Source organism: Glutamicibacter sp. JC586, assembly GCF_009805585.1.
Classification (GTDB): domain Bacteria; phylum Actinomycetota; class Actinomycetes; order Actinomycetales; family Micrococcaceae; genus Glutamicibacter.
The window spans coordinates 269,577-287,200 of sequence record NZ_VHIN01000002.1 but is presented as its reverse complement, the minus strand read 5'-3'; the positions used below and the strand labels follow the sequence as shown (position 1 = coordinate 287,200).

The 17,624-nt window shown below is 57.1% G+C and carries 20 protein-coding genes and 1 riboswitch; of the genes, 17 read left to right on the top strand and 3 right to left on the bottom strand.

What is annotated here, in order from left to right; genetic code table 11:
• The 9 genes from rpe (at position 1) to hisF (ending at position 7,242) form a co-directional block, all read left to right on the top strand.
• Positions 1-663: a ribulose-phosphate 3-epimerase gene (gene rpe / locus FJV47_RS01515; RefSeq protein WP_159609375.1), complete on the top strand. Its 663-nt coding sequence runs from the start codon at positions 1-3 to the stop codon at positions 661-663.
• A 42-nt stretch (positions 664-705) separates the two neighbouring features.
• Positions 706-842: riboswitch (FMN riboswitch) on the top strand.
• Positions 843-957: 115 nt separating this feature from the next.
• On the top strand, positions 958-1,659 hold the full coding sequence (gene pnuC / locus FJV47_RS01510) for a nicotinamide riboside transporter PnuC (RefSeq protein ID WP_159610036.1): 702 nt from the start codon (positions 958-960) through the stop codon (positions 1,657-1,659).
• A 12-nt stretch (positions 1,660-1,671) separates the two neighbouring features.
• On the top strand, positions 1,672-2,709 hold the full coding sequence (gene ribD, locus FJV47_RS01505) for a bifunctional diaminohydroxyphosphoribosylaminopyrimidine deaminase/5-amino-6-(5-phosphoribosylamino)uracil reductase RibD (protein WP_159609374.1): 1,038 nt from the start codon (positions 1,672-1,674) through the stop codon (positions 2,707-2,709).
• Positions 2,710-2,737: 28 nt separating this feature from the next.
• A complete protein-coding gene (locus tag FJV47_RS01500) occupies positions 2,738-3,361 on the top strand; it encodes a riboflavin synthase (RefSeq protein ID WP_159609373.1) in 624 nt (207 codons plus the stop codon).
• Positions 3,361-4,608 carry a 3,4-dihydroxy-2-butanone-4-phosphate synthase gene (gene ribB, locus FJV47_RS01495; protein ID WP_159609372.1) on the top strand — a complete coding sequence of 416 codons (1,248 nt, stop codon included), beginning with the start codon at positions 3,361-3,363 and terminating at the stop codon, positions 4,606-4,608. The genes FJV47_RS01500 and ribB overlap by 1 nt, the downstream gene beginning before the upstream one ends.
• A 29-nt stretch (positions 4,609-4,637) precedes the next feature.
• On the top strand, positions 4,638-5,129 hold the full coding sequence (ribH, locus tag FJV47_RS01490; RefSeq protein WP_159609371.1) for a 6,7-dimethyl-8-ribityllumazine synthase: 492 nt from the start codon (positions 4,638-4,640) through the stop codon (positions 5,127-5,129).
• A gap of 71 nt (positions 5,130-5,200) precedes the next feature.
• A complete protein-coding gene (locus FJV47_RS01485) occupies positions 5,201-5,464 on the top strand; it encodes a phosphoribosyl-ATP diphosphatase (protein WP_022876460.1) in 264 nt (87 codons plus the stop codon).
• Between the two features lie 138 nt (positions 5,465-5,602).
• Positions 5,603-6,451 (top strand): ATP phosphoribosyltransferase, encoded by an 849-nt coding sequence (gene hisG / locus FJV47_RS01480; RefSeq protein WP_159609370.1) that lies wholly within the window; start codon positions 5,603-5,605, stop codon positions 6,449-6,451.
• A 20-nt stretch (positions 6,452-6,471) separates the two neighbouring features.
• Positions 6,472-7,242 carry an imidazole glycerol phosphate synthase subunit HisF gene (hisF, locus tag FJV47_RS01475; protein ID WP_159609369.1) on the top strand — a complete coding sequence of 257 codons (771 nt, stop codon included), beginning with the start codon at positions 6,472-6,474 and terminating at the stop codon, positions 7,240-7,242.
• A 51-nt stretch (positions 7,243-7,293) separates the two neighbouring features.
• Here the strand turns inward: hisF and FJV47_RS01470 are convergent, their stop codons facing one another.
• The 3 genes from FJV47_RS01470 to FJV47_RS01460 all read right to left on the bottom strand — a co-directional run bounded on the left by FJV47_RS01470 (position 7,294) and on the right by FJV47_RS01460 (position 9,944).
• On the bottom strand, positions 7,294-8,118 hold the full coding sequence (locus FJV47_RS01470) for a hypothetical protein (protein ID WP_159609368.1): 825 nt from the start codon (positions 8,116-8,118) through the stop codon (positions 7,294-7,296).
• A gap of 104 nt (positions 8,119-8,222) precedes the next feature.
• Entirely contained in the window at positions 8,223-8,849 is a 627-nt protein-coding gene (locus FJV47_RS01465; protein WP_159609367.1) for a DUF6318 family protein, read from the bottom strand.
• 435 nt (positions 8,850-9,284) lie between these two features.
• Positions 9,285-9,944 (bottom strand): TIGR03085 family metal-binding protein, encoded by a 660-nt coding sequence (locus FJV47_RS01460; RefSeq protein ID WP_159609366.1) that lies wholly within the window; start codon positions 9,942-9,944, stop codon positions 9,285-9,287.
• Between the two features lie 116 nt (positions 9,945-10,060).
• Between FJV47_RS01460 and hisI the strand changes: the two genes are divergently transcribed.
• The 8 genes from hisI (at position 10,061) to lgt (ending at position 17,117) form a co-directional block, all read left to right on the top strand.
• Entirely contained in the window at positions 10,061-10,462 is a 402-nt protein-coding gene (hisI, locus tag FJV47_RS01455; protein ID WP_159609365.1) for a phosphoribosyl-AMP cyclohydrolase, read from the top strand.
• 43 nt (positions 10,463-10,505) lie between these two features.
• Positions 10,506-12,077, top strand: coding sequence for an anthranilate synthase component I (locus FJV47_RS01450; RefSeq protein ID WP_159609364.1), 1,572 nt, complete (start codon positions 10,506-10,508; stop codon positions 12,075-12,077).
• Entirely contained in the window at positions 12,074-12,667 is a 594-nt protein-coding gene (locus tag FJV47_RS01445; protein WP_159609363.1) for a Trp biosynthesis-associated membrane protein, read from the top strand. The genes FJV47_RS01450 and FJV47_RS01445 overlap by 4 nt, the downstream gene beginning before the upstream one ends.
• Positions 12,668-12,821: 154 nt before the next feature.
• On the top strand, positions 12,822-13,070 hold the full coding sequence (locus tag FJV47_RS01440) for an HGxxPAAW family protein (protein WP_159609362.1): 249 nt from the start codon (positions 12,822-12,824) through the stop codon (positions 13,068-13,070).
• A gap of 1 nt (position 13,071) precedes the next feature.
• Positions 13,072-13,896, top strand: coding sequence for an indole-3-glycerol phosphate synthase TrpC (gene trpC, locus FJV47_RS01435; RefSeq protein WP_159609361.1), 825 nt, complete (start codon positions 13,072-13,074; stop codon positions 13,894-13,896).
• Positions 13,897-14,004: 108 nt separating this feature from the next.
• Entirely contained in the window at positions 14,005-15,336 is a 1,332-nt protein-coding gene (gene trpB / locus FJV47_RS01430; protein ID WP_159609360.1) for a tryptophan synthase subunit beta, read from the top strand.
• The gene (gene trpA, locus FJV47_RS01425; protein WP_159609359.1) at positions 15,337-16,119 is read left to right on the top strand and encodes a tryptophan synthase subunit alpha; all 783 of its coding nucleotides are present in this window, start codon (positions 15,337-15,339) and stop codon (positions 16,117-16,119) included.
• A complete protein-coding gene (gene lgt, locus FJV47_RS01420) occupies positions 16,119-17,117 on the top strand; it encodes a prolipoprotein diacylglyceryl transferase (protein ID WP_159609358.1) in 999 nt (332 codons plus the stop codon). The genes trpA and lgt overlap by 1 nt, the downstream gene beginning before the upstream one ends.
• Positions 17,118-17,624: the final 507 nt, after the last annotated feature.

The following is a 17,624-nucleotide window of genomic DNA, read 5'->3' as shown; positions in this document are numbered from 1 at the left end:
ATGGGTCACCCAAGGATTAATCCTTCGATCTTGTCCGCTGATTTTGCCAACCTGGCCACCGAGCTGACGCGGATCCATACCGCCGACGCGGTCCACGTTGATGTGATGGACAACCATTTTGTCCCGAACCTCACCCTGGGTCTTCCGGTAGTCGAAGCGCTGGAAAAGGTCAGCAAGCTCCCCATCGACGTGCACCTGATGATTGAAGACGCCGATCGCTGGGCGCCTGAGTATGCGCAGCTCGGGGTGGACTCGGTCACATTCCACGCCGAAGCTTCTGCCGCACCTATCCGTTTGGCACGGGAGTTACGCTCAGCTGGGTCCAAAGCCGCGATGGCCCTGCGCCCGGCAACACCCATTGAGCCGTACCTGGACATGCTCGATGAACTGGACATGGTTCTGCTGATGAGCGTGGAACCAGGTTTTGGCGGTCAAAAGTTTCTTGACTTGGTGCTACCCAAGATCAAGCGCACTCGTGCAGCGATCGAAGGCACCGGAAAGCCGATTGCACTGCAGGTGGACGGGGGCATTTCGCGCGACACGATCTTGCGGGCGGCGGAAGCTGGAGCTGATGTTTTTGTGGCCGGATCAGCGGTCTACTCCGCGCCAGATCCATCGGTCGAAATTGATGTATTACGCAATCTTGCACTGGGCGGTCACTAAAACCGGCGCGGATGTGCCACAATAATTTCTAGTAAACACGAATACGTGCTCCGGGGTCGGTGAAAGTCCGAACCGGCGGTGATAGTCCGCGACCCGCTACCAAAGCTTAGGCCAAGGGAACGGTTGAACTGGTGAAATTCCGGTACCGACAGTTAAAGTCTGGATGGGAGAAGCACGAATTTGATTTGTCTACTGGTACTGCCGGTGCCCCTCTAACGGGCATCTTTGCAATGCAGAGCCATAGGCCCATCAAATGCACACCCCCGGAGCCGCCGCTTCGAGAAGGGTGAAATGATGGATTTCCTGCGGTGGCTCATTGAAGCTTTTAACTCACAAATTGTTCTCGGCTCCTCGGCACTTCTTGTGCGCGAAGTAGTTGGCAATGTTTTTGGTCTGGCTAGTGCTGTCGGCGGAATGCGTCGCAAAGTCTGGGCTTGGCCGATCGGTATTGTCGGGAACCTACTTCTGCTCACGGTCTTTTTGGGCAGTCTTTTTGACACCGGCTACACGGCGAACTTATGGGGCCAAGCCGGTCGCCAGATCATGTTCATCGCTGTTTCGGTATTCGGCTGGTACCGCTGGAAACAAGCTAAAAACGGTACAGGTCATGCGGTAACTCCACAGTGGGCTTCCAATAAAGCTCGGCTTGCTCTGATTGCTGTCCTGATTCTTGGCACCATTGCACTGACCCCGCTCTTCCGGGTTCTGGGATCCTATGAGCCGGTATGGGCCGACGCCTGGACCTTTGTTGGGTCGATGCTGGCCACCTATGGCATGGCCAAAGGTTGGGTCGAATTTTGGCTGATCTGGGTAGCAGTCGACGCGGTGGGCGTGCCACTACTGTTTTCCGCCGGCTACTATGCCAGCGCGTTCATGTACCTGTTCTACGGGGCCTTCACCCTGATCGGTTTCTTCGTTTGGGCCAAGTCCAAGCGGGATGAAAAGCCTCGGATCGACACCGATTTACCCGATCCGACGATCAGCTCGCAGCGCTAGGGGCAGACTCAGATGGTTAATCCACAACAACTCGACGCGGCCCTGCGCACTGCCTTGGAAACCGCCGGGCGTGGGCACCGTGGCGCCAATCCGCTGGTCGGCGCCTGCATCCTCGACGCGGCCGGCAATATTATCGCCACCGGTTATCACTTGGGCGCCGGCCACCCACACGCTGAGGTTGACGCGTTGCGCCGCCTAGGTAAAATCGCAAAGTCAACGGCCGCTGAACTAACGATGATTGTCACCCTAGAACCGTGCAACCATACTGGTCGTACCGGACCCTGCGCGCAAGCGATCGCCCAGGCAGGTATTGGCCAGGTCCATTACGCGGTCAGCGACAACACCTCGGCTAGTGGCGGAGCGCAGTACCTGCGTTCGCAGGGGATTACGGTCAGCAAATTTGCCGACGATACCGCAGCGAAAAACCTCAACCATCGATGGTTCCTCGCCAAAGAGGCGCAAAGACCTTTTATTACGGTCAAGCTGGCACAGTCCATGGACGGGCGGATCAATGCCCCCGACGGCACCAGCCAGTGGATCACGTCCGTCGCCTCACGCAACCACGCACATTCTTTGCGATCCCGCGTTGATGCGATTTTGGTAGGGACTAATACTGCGGTGCTAGACAATCCTCGGCTCAGCGCCAGGACGCCCGATGCTTTGCTGTATGAAAATCAGCCCTACCGACTAGTGATGGGTCAGCGCGAATTGCCGGCGGATCTAGCGCTGATGCAAAGTCCTGACTGGGAGCAAATTCGCACCCACGATGTGCACGAGGTCATTAACCGCGCCAATGAGCTTGGCATCAGTCACCTTTTGATCGAAGGCGGGGCGAGCGTGGCCTCGGCGTTTATCGACGCCGACCTAGCTGACGAACTTTACTGCTATCAAGCCCCCTTGATTATCGGAGCAGGGAAAGCTTCGGTGACCCTACCGACCACCACTTTGTCTCAAGCGCACCGCTATCGGCTAGATGTGGCCAGCAACGAGTCACTCGCCCGCATGGGTGATGACATCATGCTGCATCTGGAACCACTTCCACACTCTTAGTCGACACCCACAAATTTTTAGGAGCACCATGTTTACCGGAATCGTAACCGGCCAAGGCACCATCGAGGCCATCGAATCTTTCCCCGAGCAGGACCTAGCAGTTCTTACCCTGCGCGCCCCAGGGCACACCGAGAATCTCGGGCTCGGCGGTTCCTTGGCAGTCAACGGGGTCTGCCTGACCGCGACCGAACTCGACGGCGAGACTCTAAAGGTAGATGTCATGGGTGAAACCCTGCGTCGCACCACCACCGGTGAGCTAACCACCGGGATCAGCGTGAATCTGGAGCGTTGTACCCAGGCAGGGGCTCGTCTAGACGGGCACGTGGTTCAAGGCCATGTTGATACGGTCGGAGAAGTTCTGGGACGTGAAGACCACGGCCAGTGGACCACATTCCGAATTTCGATCGACGATGCCTACGCGCCGCTGACCGCTGAAAAAGGATCCATCGCATTAGATGGCATCTCGTTGACCATCACCGGCGTTTCCCCAGCCACTTCCACCGGCGGGCATTGGGTCGAAGTGGGAATTATCCCGATCACGCTGGCCGAAACCACGATGGGTTCACGCCAGATCGGCGACAAAATCAACATCGAGGTCGATGTGCTGGCCAAATACGTAGCTCGCCTGAACGAATTTGGGGGACAAAAGTAATGGCTGGTTCCACCCTCGATTCCATTGAGACTGCCTTGGCAGCGTTGGCTGCCGGCGGCGCGCTGGTGGTGGTCGACGATGAAGATCGGGAAAACGAGGGTGACATTATTTTTGCTGCCCAGCACGCCACCCGTGAGCTGATGGCATTTACCATTCGTTACACCTCCGGGGTGATCTGCGTGCCGATGCCTGCCCCACGCGCCGATGCCCTCGGGCTTGCCCCAATGGTAGGGATCAATCAAGATGCCAAGGGCACCGCGTTTACCATCAGTACCGACGCAGCCGAGGGAATTACTACCGGTATTTCTGCAGCCGATCGTGCCCTGACCACGCGGTTGCTCGCCGATCCGCACGCTACCCCGGTTCAGCTCTCCCGCCCCGGGCACATCTTCCCCTTGCGCGCTGCCCCCGGTGGGGTCCTGGAACGACGCGGGCACACCGAAGCGGCGGTGGATTTGTGCCAGGCGGCCGGCTTGGAGCCGGTGGGTGTGATCGGTGAAATTACCAAGGACGACGGCGAGATGATGCGCCTTGATGACCTGCGAGGTTTTGCCGCCGAGCACCAGCTTCCGCTGATCTCCATCGACGATCTGGCTCGTTGGCGCCGTGTAAACGACGAGATTGCGCTGACCGAACCGATCAATCTGCCCACAGCATTCGGTGAGTTCACTGCTCGAGCCGCCACCGCAGAAGGCCACGAGCATATGATCCTGAGCCATGCCGGGCCTGACGGCAGTGCGCCGGGTAATTTGGTGCGCATCCACTCCGAGTGTCTGACCGGCGACATTTTTGGTTCGTACCGCTGTGACTGTGGTGAGCAGCTGCACGCTTCGATGGCGCAGATCGCCGCCGAAGGTGGGCATATTATCTACATCCGTGGCCACGAGGGTCGTGGCATCGGCCTGGCCAACAAGTTGCGTGCCTACGCATTGCAAGAGGCCGGGATGGATACTATGGACGCCAATCTGCATCTAGGCTTCCCGGCCGATGCCCGCGAGTATTTTGTTGTGGCAGCCATCCTTCGCTCCATGGGGCTCGATGCCATCCGATTGCTAAGCAACAATCCGGATAAACAAGCCAAACTGCGCCATGCCGGGATCGCAGTAGAGGACCTGGTCGCTCTACGTATCACTCCGCGCGAGCAGAATTCGGCGTATTTGCACACTAAGCAAGCCAGGTTCGGCCACCGGTTGGACCTGCCAGATACGTTGACCGCTACCGAAGCCAACGCCTACCACGGCGCCTAGAACCTACCACTTCTCAAAGGAATAACTACATGAGCAAGCACGGAGCACCTATTAACGTCGCCGATCAGCTCCAAGAACTGGCTGCGAGTAAAAAATACGCCGGTCTCAAGGTCGCGATCATCGCTGCTAGCTGGCACGAAGTCATCATGAACGGGCTCATCGATGGTGCCCAGCGCGCCGCCAAAGACGCCGGATTGACCGAGCAAACTACCTTGATTCGTGTTCCCGGGACCTTTGAATTGCCGGTAGCAGCGGCCAGCCTAGCCAAGGACTACGACGCGATCATCGCCCTCGGTGTGGTCATCCGTGGTGGCACCCCGCACTTCGACTACGTTTGCTTGGCCGCGACCCATGGCTTAACCAATGTGAGCGTGGACACGAAGACTCCTGTTGGTTTTGGCGTGCTCACATGCGATAACGAAGAGCAGGGGCTAGACCGCGCTGGCTTGGAAAATTCCAGCGAAGACAAGGGTTATGAAGCGTACTCGGCCGCCGTAATGACCGTGGCGGCACTGGCCTAACTACCTGGTGGCTCGTCACAATGGGCTACCGGAATATAGTTACCGCCCTGAACAGGGCTAAGATTGGTACCGTGAAAACTTTTGACGAGCTCTTCAGCGAACTATCGCTCAAGGCACAAGAACGCCCGGAAGGCTCTCGTACCGTCACCGAACTCGACTCTGGTGTCCATGGCATCGGAAAAAAAGTTGTCGAGGAAGCCGCCGAAGTTTGGATGGCTGCGGAGTACGAATCCGACGAGGCCGCTGCTGAGGAAATCTCCCAGCTGCTCTACCACCTTCAGGTTCTCATGATCGCCAAGGGCATGACCTTGGCCGACGTTTACAAGCATCTATAGCCGTCGCACGTCCGCGGCCAGATCCCAATAGATCTGGTCGCCGGGACTGCACGGCAGAAACAACGGCCAACGAAAATAATCCTTGGCGCTTGTTTATGGCTGAACGCCGCAGCGCCACACTGACGAAATGAGTCAACAATGCTCCGCGTAGCCCTACCCAACAAGGGTGCTTTATCTGAAATTGCTTCCACTATGTTTAAGGAAGCTGGCTATCTCCAGCGCCGCGATTCTCGCGAACTGGTTCTGGTCGACGAAGAAAACCAAGTTGAATTCTTCTACCTGCGTCCGCGAGACATTGCCGTGTATGTAGGCCGCGGCATCCTCGATGTTGGTATCACCGGTCGCGATCTCTACTTGGACGCCGATGTGGACGACGACGTTGAAGAGCAACTGTCTTTGGGCATCGGGAAGTCCACTTTCCGTTTTGCCGCTCCGGTTGGCGCCTTCAACGATGCACAGCAGCTTAACGGTAAGCGCATCGCCACCAGCTACGACATCCTGCTGCGCAACCTACTAAAAAAGGCCGGCATTGAAGCTTCGATCGTTCGCCTTGACGGTGCTATCGAATCCTCGGTCCGCCTGGGCGTGGCCGATGCGATTGCCGACGTTGTCGAAACCGGCAACACCATCAAGGCTGCCGGCATGGAGATCTTTGGCGACCCACTGCTGAAGTCTGAGGCTGTGCTAATCGGTCGCGTGGGCCACCAGCCTTCCGGTCTTGACGTGCTGATTCGTCGTCTCAACGGTGTGCTCGTGGCCCGCCAGTACGTCATGCTTGACTACGATGTCCGCCGCGAACAGGCCGAGGAAGCTTGTGCACTGACCCCGGGTTTGGAGTCGCCGACCGTTTCGGACCTAGCCAACTCGGATTGGGTTGCCGTGCGAGCAATGGTCAAGAAGTCGCAGACCAACAACATCATGGACGAACTGTACGACGTTGGCGCTCGCGCCATCTTGGTCAGCCAGATCCACGCTTGCCGCATCTAGTAGATAGGGAACGTACTTCAATGAGCGTTGCCATTCGTGTAATCCCTTGCCTCGATGTTGATGCCGGACGTGTTGTTAAGGGCGTCAACTTTGAGGGTCTTCGTGACGCTGGCGATCCGGTGGAACTCGCCCGCCGGTACAACGAGGCCGGTGCTGACGAGCTAACCTTCCTAGATGTCACCGCGTCCAGTTCGGATCGCGAAACCACATACGATGTAGTGCGCAGAACCGCCGAAGAGGTGTTCATCCCGTTGACCGTCGGTGGAGGTGTTCGTGCCGCAGGAGACGTCGATCGCCTGCTGCGAAACGGTGCGGACAAGGCTTCCATCAACACGGCGGCTGTTACCAGACCCGAGGTTATCAACGAAATTACCGAGCGCTTTGGCTCTCAGGTACTCGTTCTCTCGGTCGACGCTCGTCGCACCAACGATCCAAAGATCGCTTCTGGCTTTGAAGTCACAACTCATGGTGGTCGTACCGGTACCGGCATGTGTGCAGTTGCTTGGGCAAAGGAGGCGGCTGAACGAGGCGTCGGAGAAATCCTGCTGAACTCGATCGACGCCGACGGTACCAAGGATGGATTCGATCTGGAAATGATTCGCGCGGTCCGTGCTGCAGTTTCGGTTCCGCTGATCGCTTCCGGGGGAGCAGGCAAGCCCGAGGACTTCCCGCCAGCCATTGAGGCGGGCGCCGATGCGGTTCTTGCCGCCTCGATCTTCCACTTTGGTCCCAAGGACATGATCGCTCAGGTTAAGCAGACGATCCGCGACGCTGGCTACCCAGTTCGCTAGGTTTGATCAAAAAATGCCCAGTCCATGTGGACTGGGCATTTTTCATGGGCACTAATCGTTGGCGATGAGTTCTTTCTCGGTACGCCAAACATCGATTGGCAATGAGTTACTCGGGACCGCGGCCTGTCCCGGAATCGCCTGCCACGGACCGCCATCAACGCTGAACTCGCCTCGGTAGAGCGTCGTTACGGTGACGCCGAACTTTCCGGTTTTGATGTAGGAATGACTGGTTTTGGTCTCATCGTGCAGCGTGTGAGACGGCATCGCCTCGCCAGGGAAAGTTAGGTTCCTCTTGGCGCCGTCTCCATATTTCCAATTCCACTGAATCGGGATCGCCTTGATCTTTACATTTTGATCTGAAATCTCAGATTTGAACTCTTGGACTTCCTTACTAGCCCAGAAATGAGTGTGCCCGTTGCGTAGCGAGAACTTGTTAGGAGAACTCTGTATCTTTGAAGCCTTGATCGGGTAACTGCGAAACTTCTCGACGGTAATTATGATCGCTCTTGGTGCTTCTTCGATCCGGCCATCTTCAGGTATTTCCATTTTTGGTGGATCTCCGGGGCAATATTGATACTGGTCGACCAAACGACCCTTTGTATCCAAAAGCTGGCGATTAATCGGATATGTGCCGTCGGGACAAGTGCTTTGATCGGGATTGCTATCGCAGCCTTTAACGTTCTCGGTGCCGGGGACGCAAGTCTGATAATCCCGAAAATGATATTTATTTCGGTTGCTCGGTTGCCGTTTCTGGGTGTGGTCTTTGCTCTTCGTTGAGTCAGAATTAGGCTTGTCCCTGGTCCTAGCTTTTTGTTCTTCTTTCTGTTCCTTTACGATCTGTTCCTTGACTTTGTCCTCATTGAGCGTCGTGCTCATTGATATGCTCCCTTTGTAGCTTGCCATAACAGGAGCGCCTTGAGACGTTAAAGTGGCAAGAAAGAATGCCGCTACCGACATTAGTAGTTTTGTCTTGGTTCTCATCAATCGGCCCCCATTATCTTGTGAACCGTCCATCCTTTGTCATAAGACAAATCGAAAGCGAGCCGGGCATCCTCCTGCCTGACTATCTTTTCGTGAACCGTATTTGGGGCAGAATAAACGTTACCCACGTCAGACGTGTATGCCATCGTTACGATGGCAATATCTTTACCTGATATATAGGAATCAACAACCTTAGGATGGTGTTTTCCTCCAACCTGCCATCGATGAGCATTTTTGGTTTTTTCGGCTTCTTTGATTATTTGTTTGTGGCAAACTGTGCAATCGTCTTCAGTAAGTTTTTTCATCGCTGCAACGTCGCTGGTGTCAATCACGTAATTTAGTAGATCGAAGTAATACAACGTGAAAGCTTCGGCGCCATCTTCGGAAAATTCCTGGGCCTTTTTCGGCATTGTTGGAAATGGAACGTTGCGTGCAGGGGCTTCCGCATTTCCAGGTATATACGATGAAGATGGTGGGGCATGCGTGGCGGAAGGTGATTCTGATGTTCCCGTCGACGTTTCCGTCGATTCTTTATTCGTTGGCAGGGGCTCCGCTGGTTGGCCTGTGCAAGCTGACAGCACGAGGATGGAACAAATGGTCAGAAGGATGATTTTTCTGATCTGCATTAAGCTACCGCCCAACATCAAATTTGAATCTGAGATTGAAGCAAATACTATTCTGTTCCGCAGATGTTGAGTAGGGGAGCTAGCAAACTCGTGGATAACCACTTAGAACGGCTAGCTGCTGCTTGCGACTTTCACCCTATCGAAAGTGCGCAGGTAGGTTCGGACTCTATCTCGGTTGCGTTCTACCGTTGATCCGACTGGGGGTTGGCGAATTTGTGACTCCGTTATTTTCCTGTGGTGAATTGCAGGGTAGCGACTCGGGCTCGCTATACGAATATTCACTGGTGCGCTGAAATACGTGGTTAAGCACGGCCTAGTGACAAAGCGCAAGGTTTACGGCCTCTACAGTTCGAAGCTTTTATCGCATGACTTCTAGTTCCGGGTTAACAGTATTTACGCAGTGGTCGAGTTGCGACTGTTCGTATGGAACGCAGACTAAAGCCCAGGCTTGAAGCCCTTGACGATTTCGAGCGCAGTTTCTCCGCCTTCGAAGAGTACGAGGCTTTGATCGATGCGGCCGAATCCATACAGCATCAGTTCCGTGACAGGGCCAGTGATCGACACTGCGTTGGGGGCCTTCTTGGCAACGTGGCGCTGACCATCGGGGCGGGTGAGGATGATGCCAACAGGCGCTTTGCGGAAGAGCATTCGCGAGGCACGTGTGAGGTTCTGCCAGAGCATCTCGGTGTACTGCTTATCGAGGACGCGCGGTGCCCACTGGCCGCGAGCACGTCGTACGTCTTCGGTGTGAATGAAGTACTCAGAGAGATTGGCTGCCTGATCGAACTTATCGATGGCAAAAGGGGAGTACTTAGCTGGCCCGGACCGGAAGGTGCGAATGAGCGCGGCATAGCCCTCCGGGGATTGCGCGGCGGCCGCCAGTTCCTCGATCTTGGCGTCAAGCTTTTTGGAGAGCGGTTTAAAAACTACGCCAGCGGCGAGAGCCGATCGCTCGCGAATCACGAGGTGCGCGACAAGGTGACGGGTTTCCCACCCGTCACAAAGAGTGTTGGCGGTCGGGCCCGCGGCAAGCAGGGTCTCGGCCAACGCAAGTCTGGAAGCTTGAACTAAGTGCATCACTTCTGAAACTAGCATGCAGTGCGCACTGAATTGTGCAACGCGCGAGCAGTGTCGCTTAAGTCCTGCGATGTGTCTAAGAGCGGTACGTCATGGGGCGCTGAAACACAGGTGAAACCAGTATGCTAAGAGGGATGTCTACTTCTAACGACGGCTCGAATCTGAGCCCCGAAACCCAAAGCCTGGATCCAGCGATCGCCGATCGGCTCAAGCGAGATGACAACGGACTGGTTGCGGCCATCGCACAACAATATGACACCGGCAAGGTGCTCATGATTGGTTGGATGGACGACGAGGCGTTGCGACGCACTCTGAGCACGGGACGAGTGACCTTCTACTCGCGCTCGCGCCAGGAGTATTGGCGCAAGGGAGATACCTCCGGGCATTACCAGTTCGTCAAATCTGTTGCCTTGGACTGCGATGGCGACGCACTGCTCGTACAGGTGGATCAAGTGGGCGCAGCCTGCCACACCGGAACCGAATCCTGCTTCACCGACCGCGCCCTCGACGCGGTTATCGGACACCGCCCGGAATAAAAACACCGCACCGGCCGGCTAAATACGTAGAAGAAGAACACTGATGAAAACTTTGGGCAAAATTTCCCTTTCGCGCGAACAATTCCGCACGATGGCTATCGACCGACGCGTTATTCCCGTAACGATCACGGTGCTGGCTGACTCGTTGACCCCTATTGGCCTCTACCGCACTCTCGCTCAGGGCCGACCTGGCACCTTCTTGATGGAATCCGCAGCCCCGGGCGGGGTGTGGAGCCGCTACTCGTTCATCGGCGTGAATTCGCCGGCAACCCTGAGCACCCGCGGGGGAGAAGCCTACTGGCAGGGCCATGCCCCCGAGGGTCTGCCCAACGGTGGCATCGGCGTTGAAGTTTTGCGCGATACCGTGCGTGCGCTGAAGACTGAACCCGTTGCGGGTATGCCTCCGCTGACCGGTGGCATGGTCGGCTTTGTTGGTTGGGACTGCGTGCGACACTGGGAGAAGCTGCCTGCGCCTCCCGTTGATGACCTGAAGCTGCCTGAACTGAGCATGAACCTTGTGGCTGATATGGCGGCGCTTGATTCGGCTGAGGGCACGGTGACGTTGATTGCCAACGCCATCAACTTTGATGGAAGCGACAACAACGTTGACCAGGCCTACGACTCAGCGGTAGCCCGCCTGCAGGCGATGCTCGACCAGCTCGGGCAGCCGGTGGAAGCTACCGCCTCGGTACTCTCTGGTACCGATGTTGCCCGCGAGACACTGATGGATGCGGTTACTCATTCGTGGGCCGAAAACGAATACCTGGATGCCCTGGCCAAATCCAAAACCGCGATCGTCGACGGTGAAGTTTTCCAGATCGTGGTTTCACGACGTTTTGAGCTAGAAACTCAGGCCTCAGCGTTAGACGTCTACCGGGTGCTGCGGGCGACCAACCCCAGCCCGTATATGTACCTGTTCAACTTTGAGAACGAAGACGGCGAAGCGTTCGAGATTGTTGGGTCCTCTCCAGAAGCATTGGTGACGGTCAACGATTCGCATGTCGTCACCCACCCGATTGCCGGCTCTCGTCCGCGCGGTGCCAACTACGAAGATGACCAGCTTTTTGAGAAGTCGCTGATCAACGATGAGAAGGAACGCGCCGAGCATCTGATGTTGGTCGATCTTTCACGCAATGATCTGTCCCGGGTCTGCCAGGCCGGTACCGTAGAGGTCACCCAGTTTATGGAGGTTGAACGCTTCAGCCACATCATGCATCTCGTCTCCAACGTGGTAGGCAAAACCCGTGCGGACATCGACGCCTATGACGTGCTGGCGGCCACCTTCCCGGCAGGAACCCTTTCCGGAGCGCCCAAGCCCCGTGCGTTGCAATTACTTGATGAGTACGAGCCATACCGACGCGGCATTTATGGTGGCGTCGTTGGCTACCTCGACTTTGCCGGCGATATGGATATGGCCATCGCTATTCGATCGGCCTTGCTCAAAGGCGGACGAGCCTACGTTCAGGCCGGTGGCGGCATCGTGAACGACTCAAAGTTTGAAGACGAAGCACTGGAAACCGTCAACAAAGCCGCCGCACCATTGCGCGCCGTCTGGGCTGCCCAGTCGATGCATGATGCGCACACCATCAACACCGAACTAGGTGAAAGCAAGTGAAAAAACTAACCAGCGCCCGCTATCTTGCCCTGCTCGGTGTCCTTGGCGCGTTGCTCGGCTTCTGGTCGGCCACACGCACTTGGATCACCGTGGACGTGAAAGCGACCTCGGTACAAATCCCGCAAGTAGTGATCGACGGGGCCGACGCAGCAGCTTCGGTTACCGCGGTCGCAGTGGTGGTGTTGGCCGGATCCTTGGCACTACTGATTGCCGGTAAAGTTTCGCGCTACATTATTGGCGGGCTCAGCCTATTGGCTGGGGCCGCGTCGATCGCTGCCGGGGTAGGCGCGTTGGCTGACCCGCAGTCTGTGGCGGCAACAGCGGTGTCAGAGGCCACGGGATTAGCCCAAAATGCCGGCGACTACTCGGTGACTGCGTGGCCGGCGGTAGCGATCGTAGGCGGCGCGATCATCGCCCTGCAAGCGGTGCTGATCTTCGTCTTCGCCTCGCGCTGGCCCACTAAAGCGAGTAAGTACGATCGTCAGGCCGCAAAAAAGGCGCCGGTGGCCAACGACGATTCTTCGCGCAACATCGCTAGCTGGGAGCAGCTTTCGGCCGGCGAAGACCCAACATCTGAGCCGCGTTCGTAATTTTCGGCGGTGATTCGCGCCACCGAAGCGAAACGAAAGCCCGGGTAAATAGGATGTGACCGGGCACAGATGGCAGAATAGTTTTTGAAGAGATACGTCGCGGGCTTAATGGCCCATCAACGACGCAGTAACAAACATGAGGAGAACGCGAGACATGTCGCAGAACACCGAGATCGATCCGGTATACACCGAAGAGATTGGCCACGGTAACTCCATTGCAGCGTGGAGCTGCGTGCTGATCATGACCGTAGGTTTCGTTGTAGGCGGCATTGCTTTCGCTTACCTAGCATGGCCAATTGTCTGGGTCGGCTGCGGCATTGTCATCTTGGGCCTGATCGCTGGCGCCATCTTGAAGGCAGCTGGTTTTGGTGTTGGTGGCGCCCGTAGCGGAGCAGCACACTAAATTGAGCGTTCTTGATGACATCATCGCGGGCGTCCGGGAAGACCTGGGCGCCCGTCGCGCAATCACCGATCTAGCCTCGGTCAAAACTGCCGCTGCGCAGGCTGCCCCGGCAGTGGACGCCTTTGCAGCACTAGGCGGTTCGGCGCAGCCCAGCTCGCGAGACACCACCCTGCGGGTTATTTCCGAAGTGAAGCGCAAGTCGCCGTCCAAAGGTGCCTTGGCTGATATCGCCGAGCCTGCAGTGCTCGCAGCGGAATATGAAGCCGGAGGCGCCTCGGTCATTTCGGTGCTGACCGAAGCGCGACGATTTGGCGGGTCACTCGCTGATTTGGACGCGGTGCGCGCTAAGGTGCAGATCCCGGTACTGCGTAAAGACTTCACCGTCGATGAGTACCAGATCTACGAGGCCCGCGCCCACGGTGCGGACCTGATCTTGCTCATCGTGGCGGCCCTCGATGATCGGCAACTGGCCGAGTTTTTGGACCTGACACATCAGTTGGGCATGAACGCTTTGGTGGAGACGCACACCGAAGAGGAAATTGCACGGGCACTGAAGGTCGGCGCAAAAATCATCGGCGTGAACGTGCGTAATTTGAAGACGCTCGACGTCGACCCAGCGACCTTTGGCAAACTTGCTCCCTTGATCCCTGCCGAGGCAGTGATTGTGGCAGAATCCGGAGTTGAATCAGCCGATCAGGTAAGGCAGTATGCCGGCGCTGGCGCCGATGCGATCTTGGTGGGTGAAGCGCTGGTGAAACACGCGGACCCGCGAGCCACCGTCGCCGAATTCATCACCGCTGGAACCCAAGCCAAACCGCAACGCTAAGCACAGCGCGGGGGCAACCAGCACTAACTTTCTCGTGCCCCGCTGGATCTTCCGGCGGGGCACGAAACATACCACGAATCAAGTTTCGTTCAAGAAAAGAGGGAATCGATGAGCACCCCGGAGAATTCCGAGCTAAGCCAGTCAATCGATGCACAGTCGCTCAGGCACGCCAGTGGCCCTTACTTTGGAGCTTATGGTGGACGATGGATGCCTGAATCGTTGATGGCCGCCATGGACGAGTTGAACGAGACCTTTGAAGCCGCCAAGAACGACCCAGAATTCATCGCCGAGGTCAAAGACCTCAACAAGAATTACTCCGGTCGACCATCGCTGCTCACCGAAGCTAAGCGTTTCTCGCAGGAGTACTGCGGCGGGGTACGGATCTTCCTCAAGCGTGAAGACCTGAACCACACCGGCAGCCACAAGATCAACAACGTGCTCGGTCAGGCTTTGTTGGCCAAGCGCATGGGCAAGACGCGTATCATCGCCGAAACCGGCGCAGGGCAGCACGGTGTTGCCTCGGCCACTGCAGCCGCATTGATGGGCCTAGAGTGCGTGGTGTACATGGGTGCAGAAGACACCCGTCGCCAGGCACTGAACGTGGCGCGAATGCGTCTCTTGGGTGCCACCGTGATCCCGGTAACCGTCGGCTCGCAGACGCTGAAGGATGCGATTAACGAGGCGTTGCGCGACTGGGTCGCCAACGTTGAAAACACCCACTACCTGCTGGGAACCGCCGCCGGTGGCGCACCGTTCCCTGCCATGGTTCGTTACTTCCACGAGGTGATCGGCGACGAGGCCCGCGAACAGATTCTCGCGCAGACCGGTCGCCTGCCCGATGCGGTGACCGCCTGTATTGGCGGCGGATCGAACGCGATCGGCATCTTCCATGGTTTCCTTGATGACCCTTCGGTCGAAATTTACGGCTTTGAGGCCGGTGGTGACGGTGTTGATACCGACCGCCACGCGGCCACCATCACGCTGGGTCGTCCCGGGGTACTGCATGGGGCAAAGTCCTACCTGATGCAGGACGAAGACGGCCAGACCGTCGAATCGCACTCCATCTCCGCTGGCCTGGACTACCCAGGTGTGGGCCCGGAGCACGCTTATCTTTCGGACATCGGTCGCGTGAGCTACGAGCCGGTAACCGATACCGAAGCGATGGATGCCTTTAAGGCGCTGTGCCGCACCGAAGGCATTTTGCCGGCGATCGAGTCCGCCCACGCCCTGGCAGGCACCATCCGTGTGGCCCAGCGCAAGGTCGCCGAAGGGGTGAACCCAGAGGAAACCATCATCATCGCCAACCTGTCCGGCCGAGGGGATAAGGACGTGGGAACCGCCGCCGCCTGGTTCAACATGATCGACGAAAAAGACGCTGAAGCTGAAATCAACGTGGCCAATTCGCAGAACTCCGGCTCGCAGAACTCCGAGGAGAAGTAAATGACCCGTGTGATGAGTGCCGAGAAGATCGCCGCTGCTCGTGCAGAAGGCCGCCCAGCCCTAATTGGCTACCTGCCTGCCGGCTTCCCAGATGTACAGACCAGCATTGAAGCAGCCGTGGCGCTGGCGGAAAATGGTGTGGACATTATCGAGATCGGAATTCCATACTCCGATCCGGTGATGGATGGTCAGGTCATTCAGGAAGCCACCGTGCATTCCTTGGCCAACGGCTTTAAGGTTGCGCAGATTTTTGACATCGTGCGTGGAATTACCCAACGCACCGACGTGGCCGTGATGGTTATGACCTACTGGAACCCGGTACTGCGGATGGGCGTGGACGAGTTCTCGCGTCGCTTTGCCGAAGCCGGCGGAGCGGGGCTGATCACCCCAGATCTTGTGCCTGATGAAGCCGGCGAGTGGATCGAAGCGAGCACCAAGTACGATCTGGAACGCGTATTCTTGATCGCGCCGTCCTCATCTGAAGCCCGAGTGCTCAGCACCGTGGACGCCTCCAGCGGCTTCGTGTACTGCGTTTCGCTGATGGGTGTCACCGGAGCTCGTTCTTCGGTGTCCTCGGCGGCACAAGCCGTAGTCGACGCCGCCCACAAGGCCGGAGCAGAAAATGCCTGCGTTGGTTTGGGTGTCTCGCGCCGTGAGCACGTGGAAGAGATCGGAGCCTACGCCGATGGCGTGATTGTTGGCACCGCCTTGGTTGCTGCCCTACGCGACGGGGGAGTACCGGCCGTGGCAGAACTCGCCGCACAACTTAGCGGACGGGCCTAATGTCATTAGCAACGCAGCTGGCACTTGCAGTGCCAGCCTCCATTCCGTCGCCACCGGCGGAATTTTCGAAGTTTAGCATCGGCCCGCTGACCATTCACGCCTACGCGCTGTGCATTCTGCTGGGCATTCTTATTGCCCTGTGGTTGACCAATAAGCGCATGCAGGCCCGCGGCGGTAACTCGGACATGCTCTGGGACATTGCCATTTGGGCGATCCCCTTCGGCATTATCGGTGGCCGTCTCTACCATGTGTTGATTACCGACCCGATGTACTACTTTGGGTTGGGCGGTCAGTCAGCACACTGGGCCGAAATTCCACAGTTGTGGCTCGGCGGTCTGGGCATCATGGGCGCGGTGTCTCTGGGCGCCCTCGGGGCCTGGATTGGCTGTCGTCGCACCGGTGTGCGCCTGTCAGCATTTGCTGACGCGGCTGTGCCGGGGTTGCTGATTGCTCAGGGCATTGGGCGTTGGGGTAACTGGTTTAACCAGGAACTTTTTGGTTCACCAACCACCTTGCCCTGGGGGCTTGAGATCGACCCGAACAGCTACAACTTCCCCGCGGGGCTTCCTGCCGACACGCTCTTTCATCCGACCTTCTTGTACGAGTCACTGTGGAACGTGCTGGGCGCGTTGGTCCTGATCGCGCTCGATCGCAAGTTTAAGCTTCGTCGCGGGGCGCTGTTCTGCTGCTACATGATTTGGTACGGCATCGGTCGAACCTTCACCGAGTCCTTGCGACTGGATCCGGCTGAAATCATCCACATCGGACCACTGGGTCTTCGTGTTCATCAGTGGCTCGCCATTGGACTCGTGATCGCCGGGGCGATCGCGCTGGCACTCGTGCTCAAAAAATTCCGGCCACAGCAAGTTGATACGTTCTTCCTTCCGGGCCGGAAGCCACAGGCAGAAGAACTAAGCCCGGCAGATCACGGCACAGCCGATCAGACAGGGGAAGCGGCACAGGCTGAACAGAAACATGGAGGCGAAGAACTGAAGTAGCCCGAGTGCTGCGATGTTCGAACTCTTGGCACCATCACGTGGCCGGCAAGCAACCTGACTTGCCGGCCACAGCCATACCGTTTACCGACGCCAAACTTCGATCAGCGGTTTCATGACGCGCTACAAGTGAAGTATGGCGAAATCTGGCAAAAAATTGAGGCCCAATTTTTAGATGGTAGCGAAAAGCGCCGGCAACATGTTTGAAACATAGCTCACACCCGAAAATTAGTAGACAACAACGGGTTTTAGGCTCCCAGCGAAACTTCTGGGCTTGCCCTCAGTGTGGCGTGGACCCCAGTGTTTAACATTTTCGAAACATAAACGGTCGCTCTTGAGAAACAAAAATTGCGTAACGTGTGATGTTGGCATCGTAGAAGGACCCTCAACCCCCTGGAGCGGACCTGCGATGCAGCACCACAATGAGGTGGGAAATGTTCCTCTCTGAAACTTCGACGCGCAGGCATACCCCGCCCGAGACACGTAGGTAGTTTCAGGTTGACGAAACAT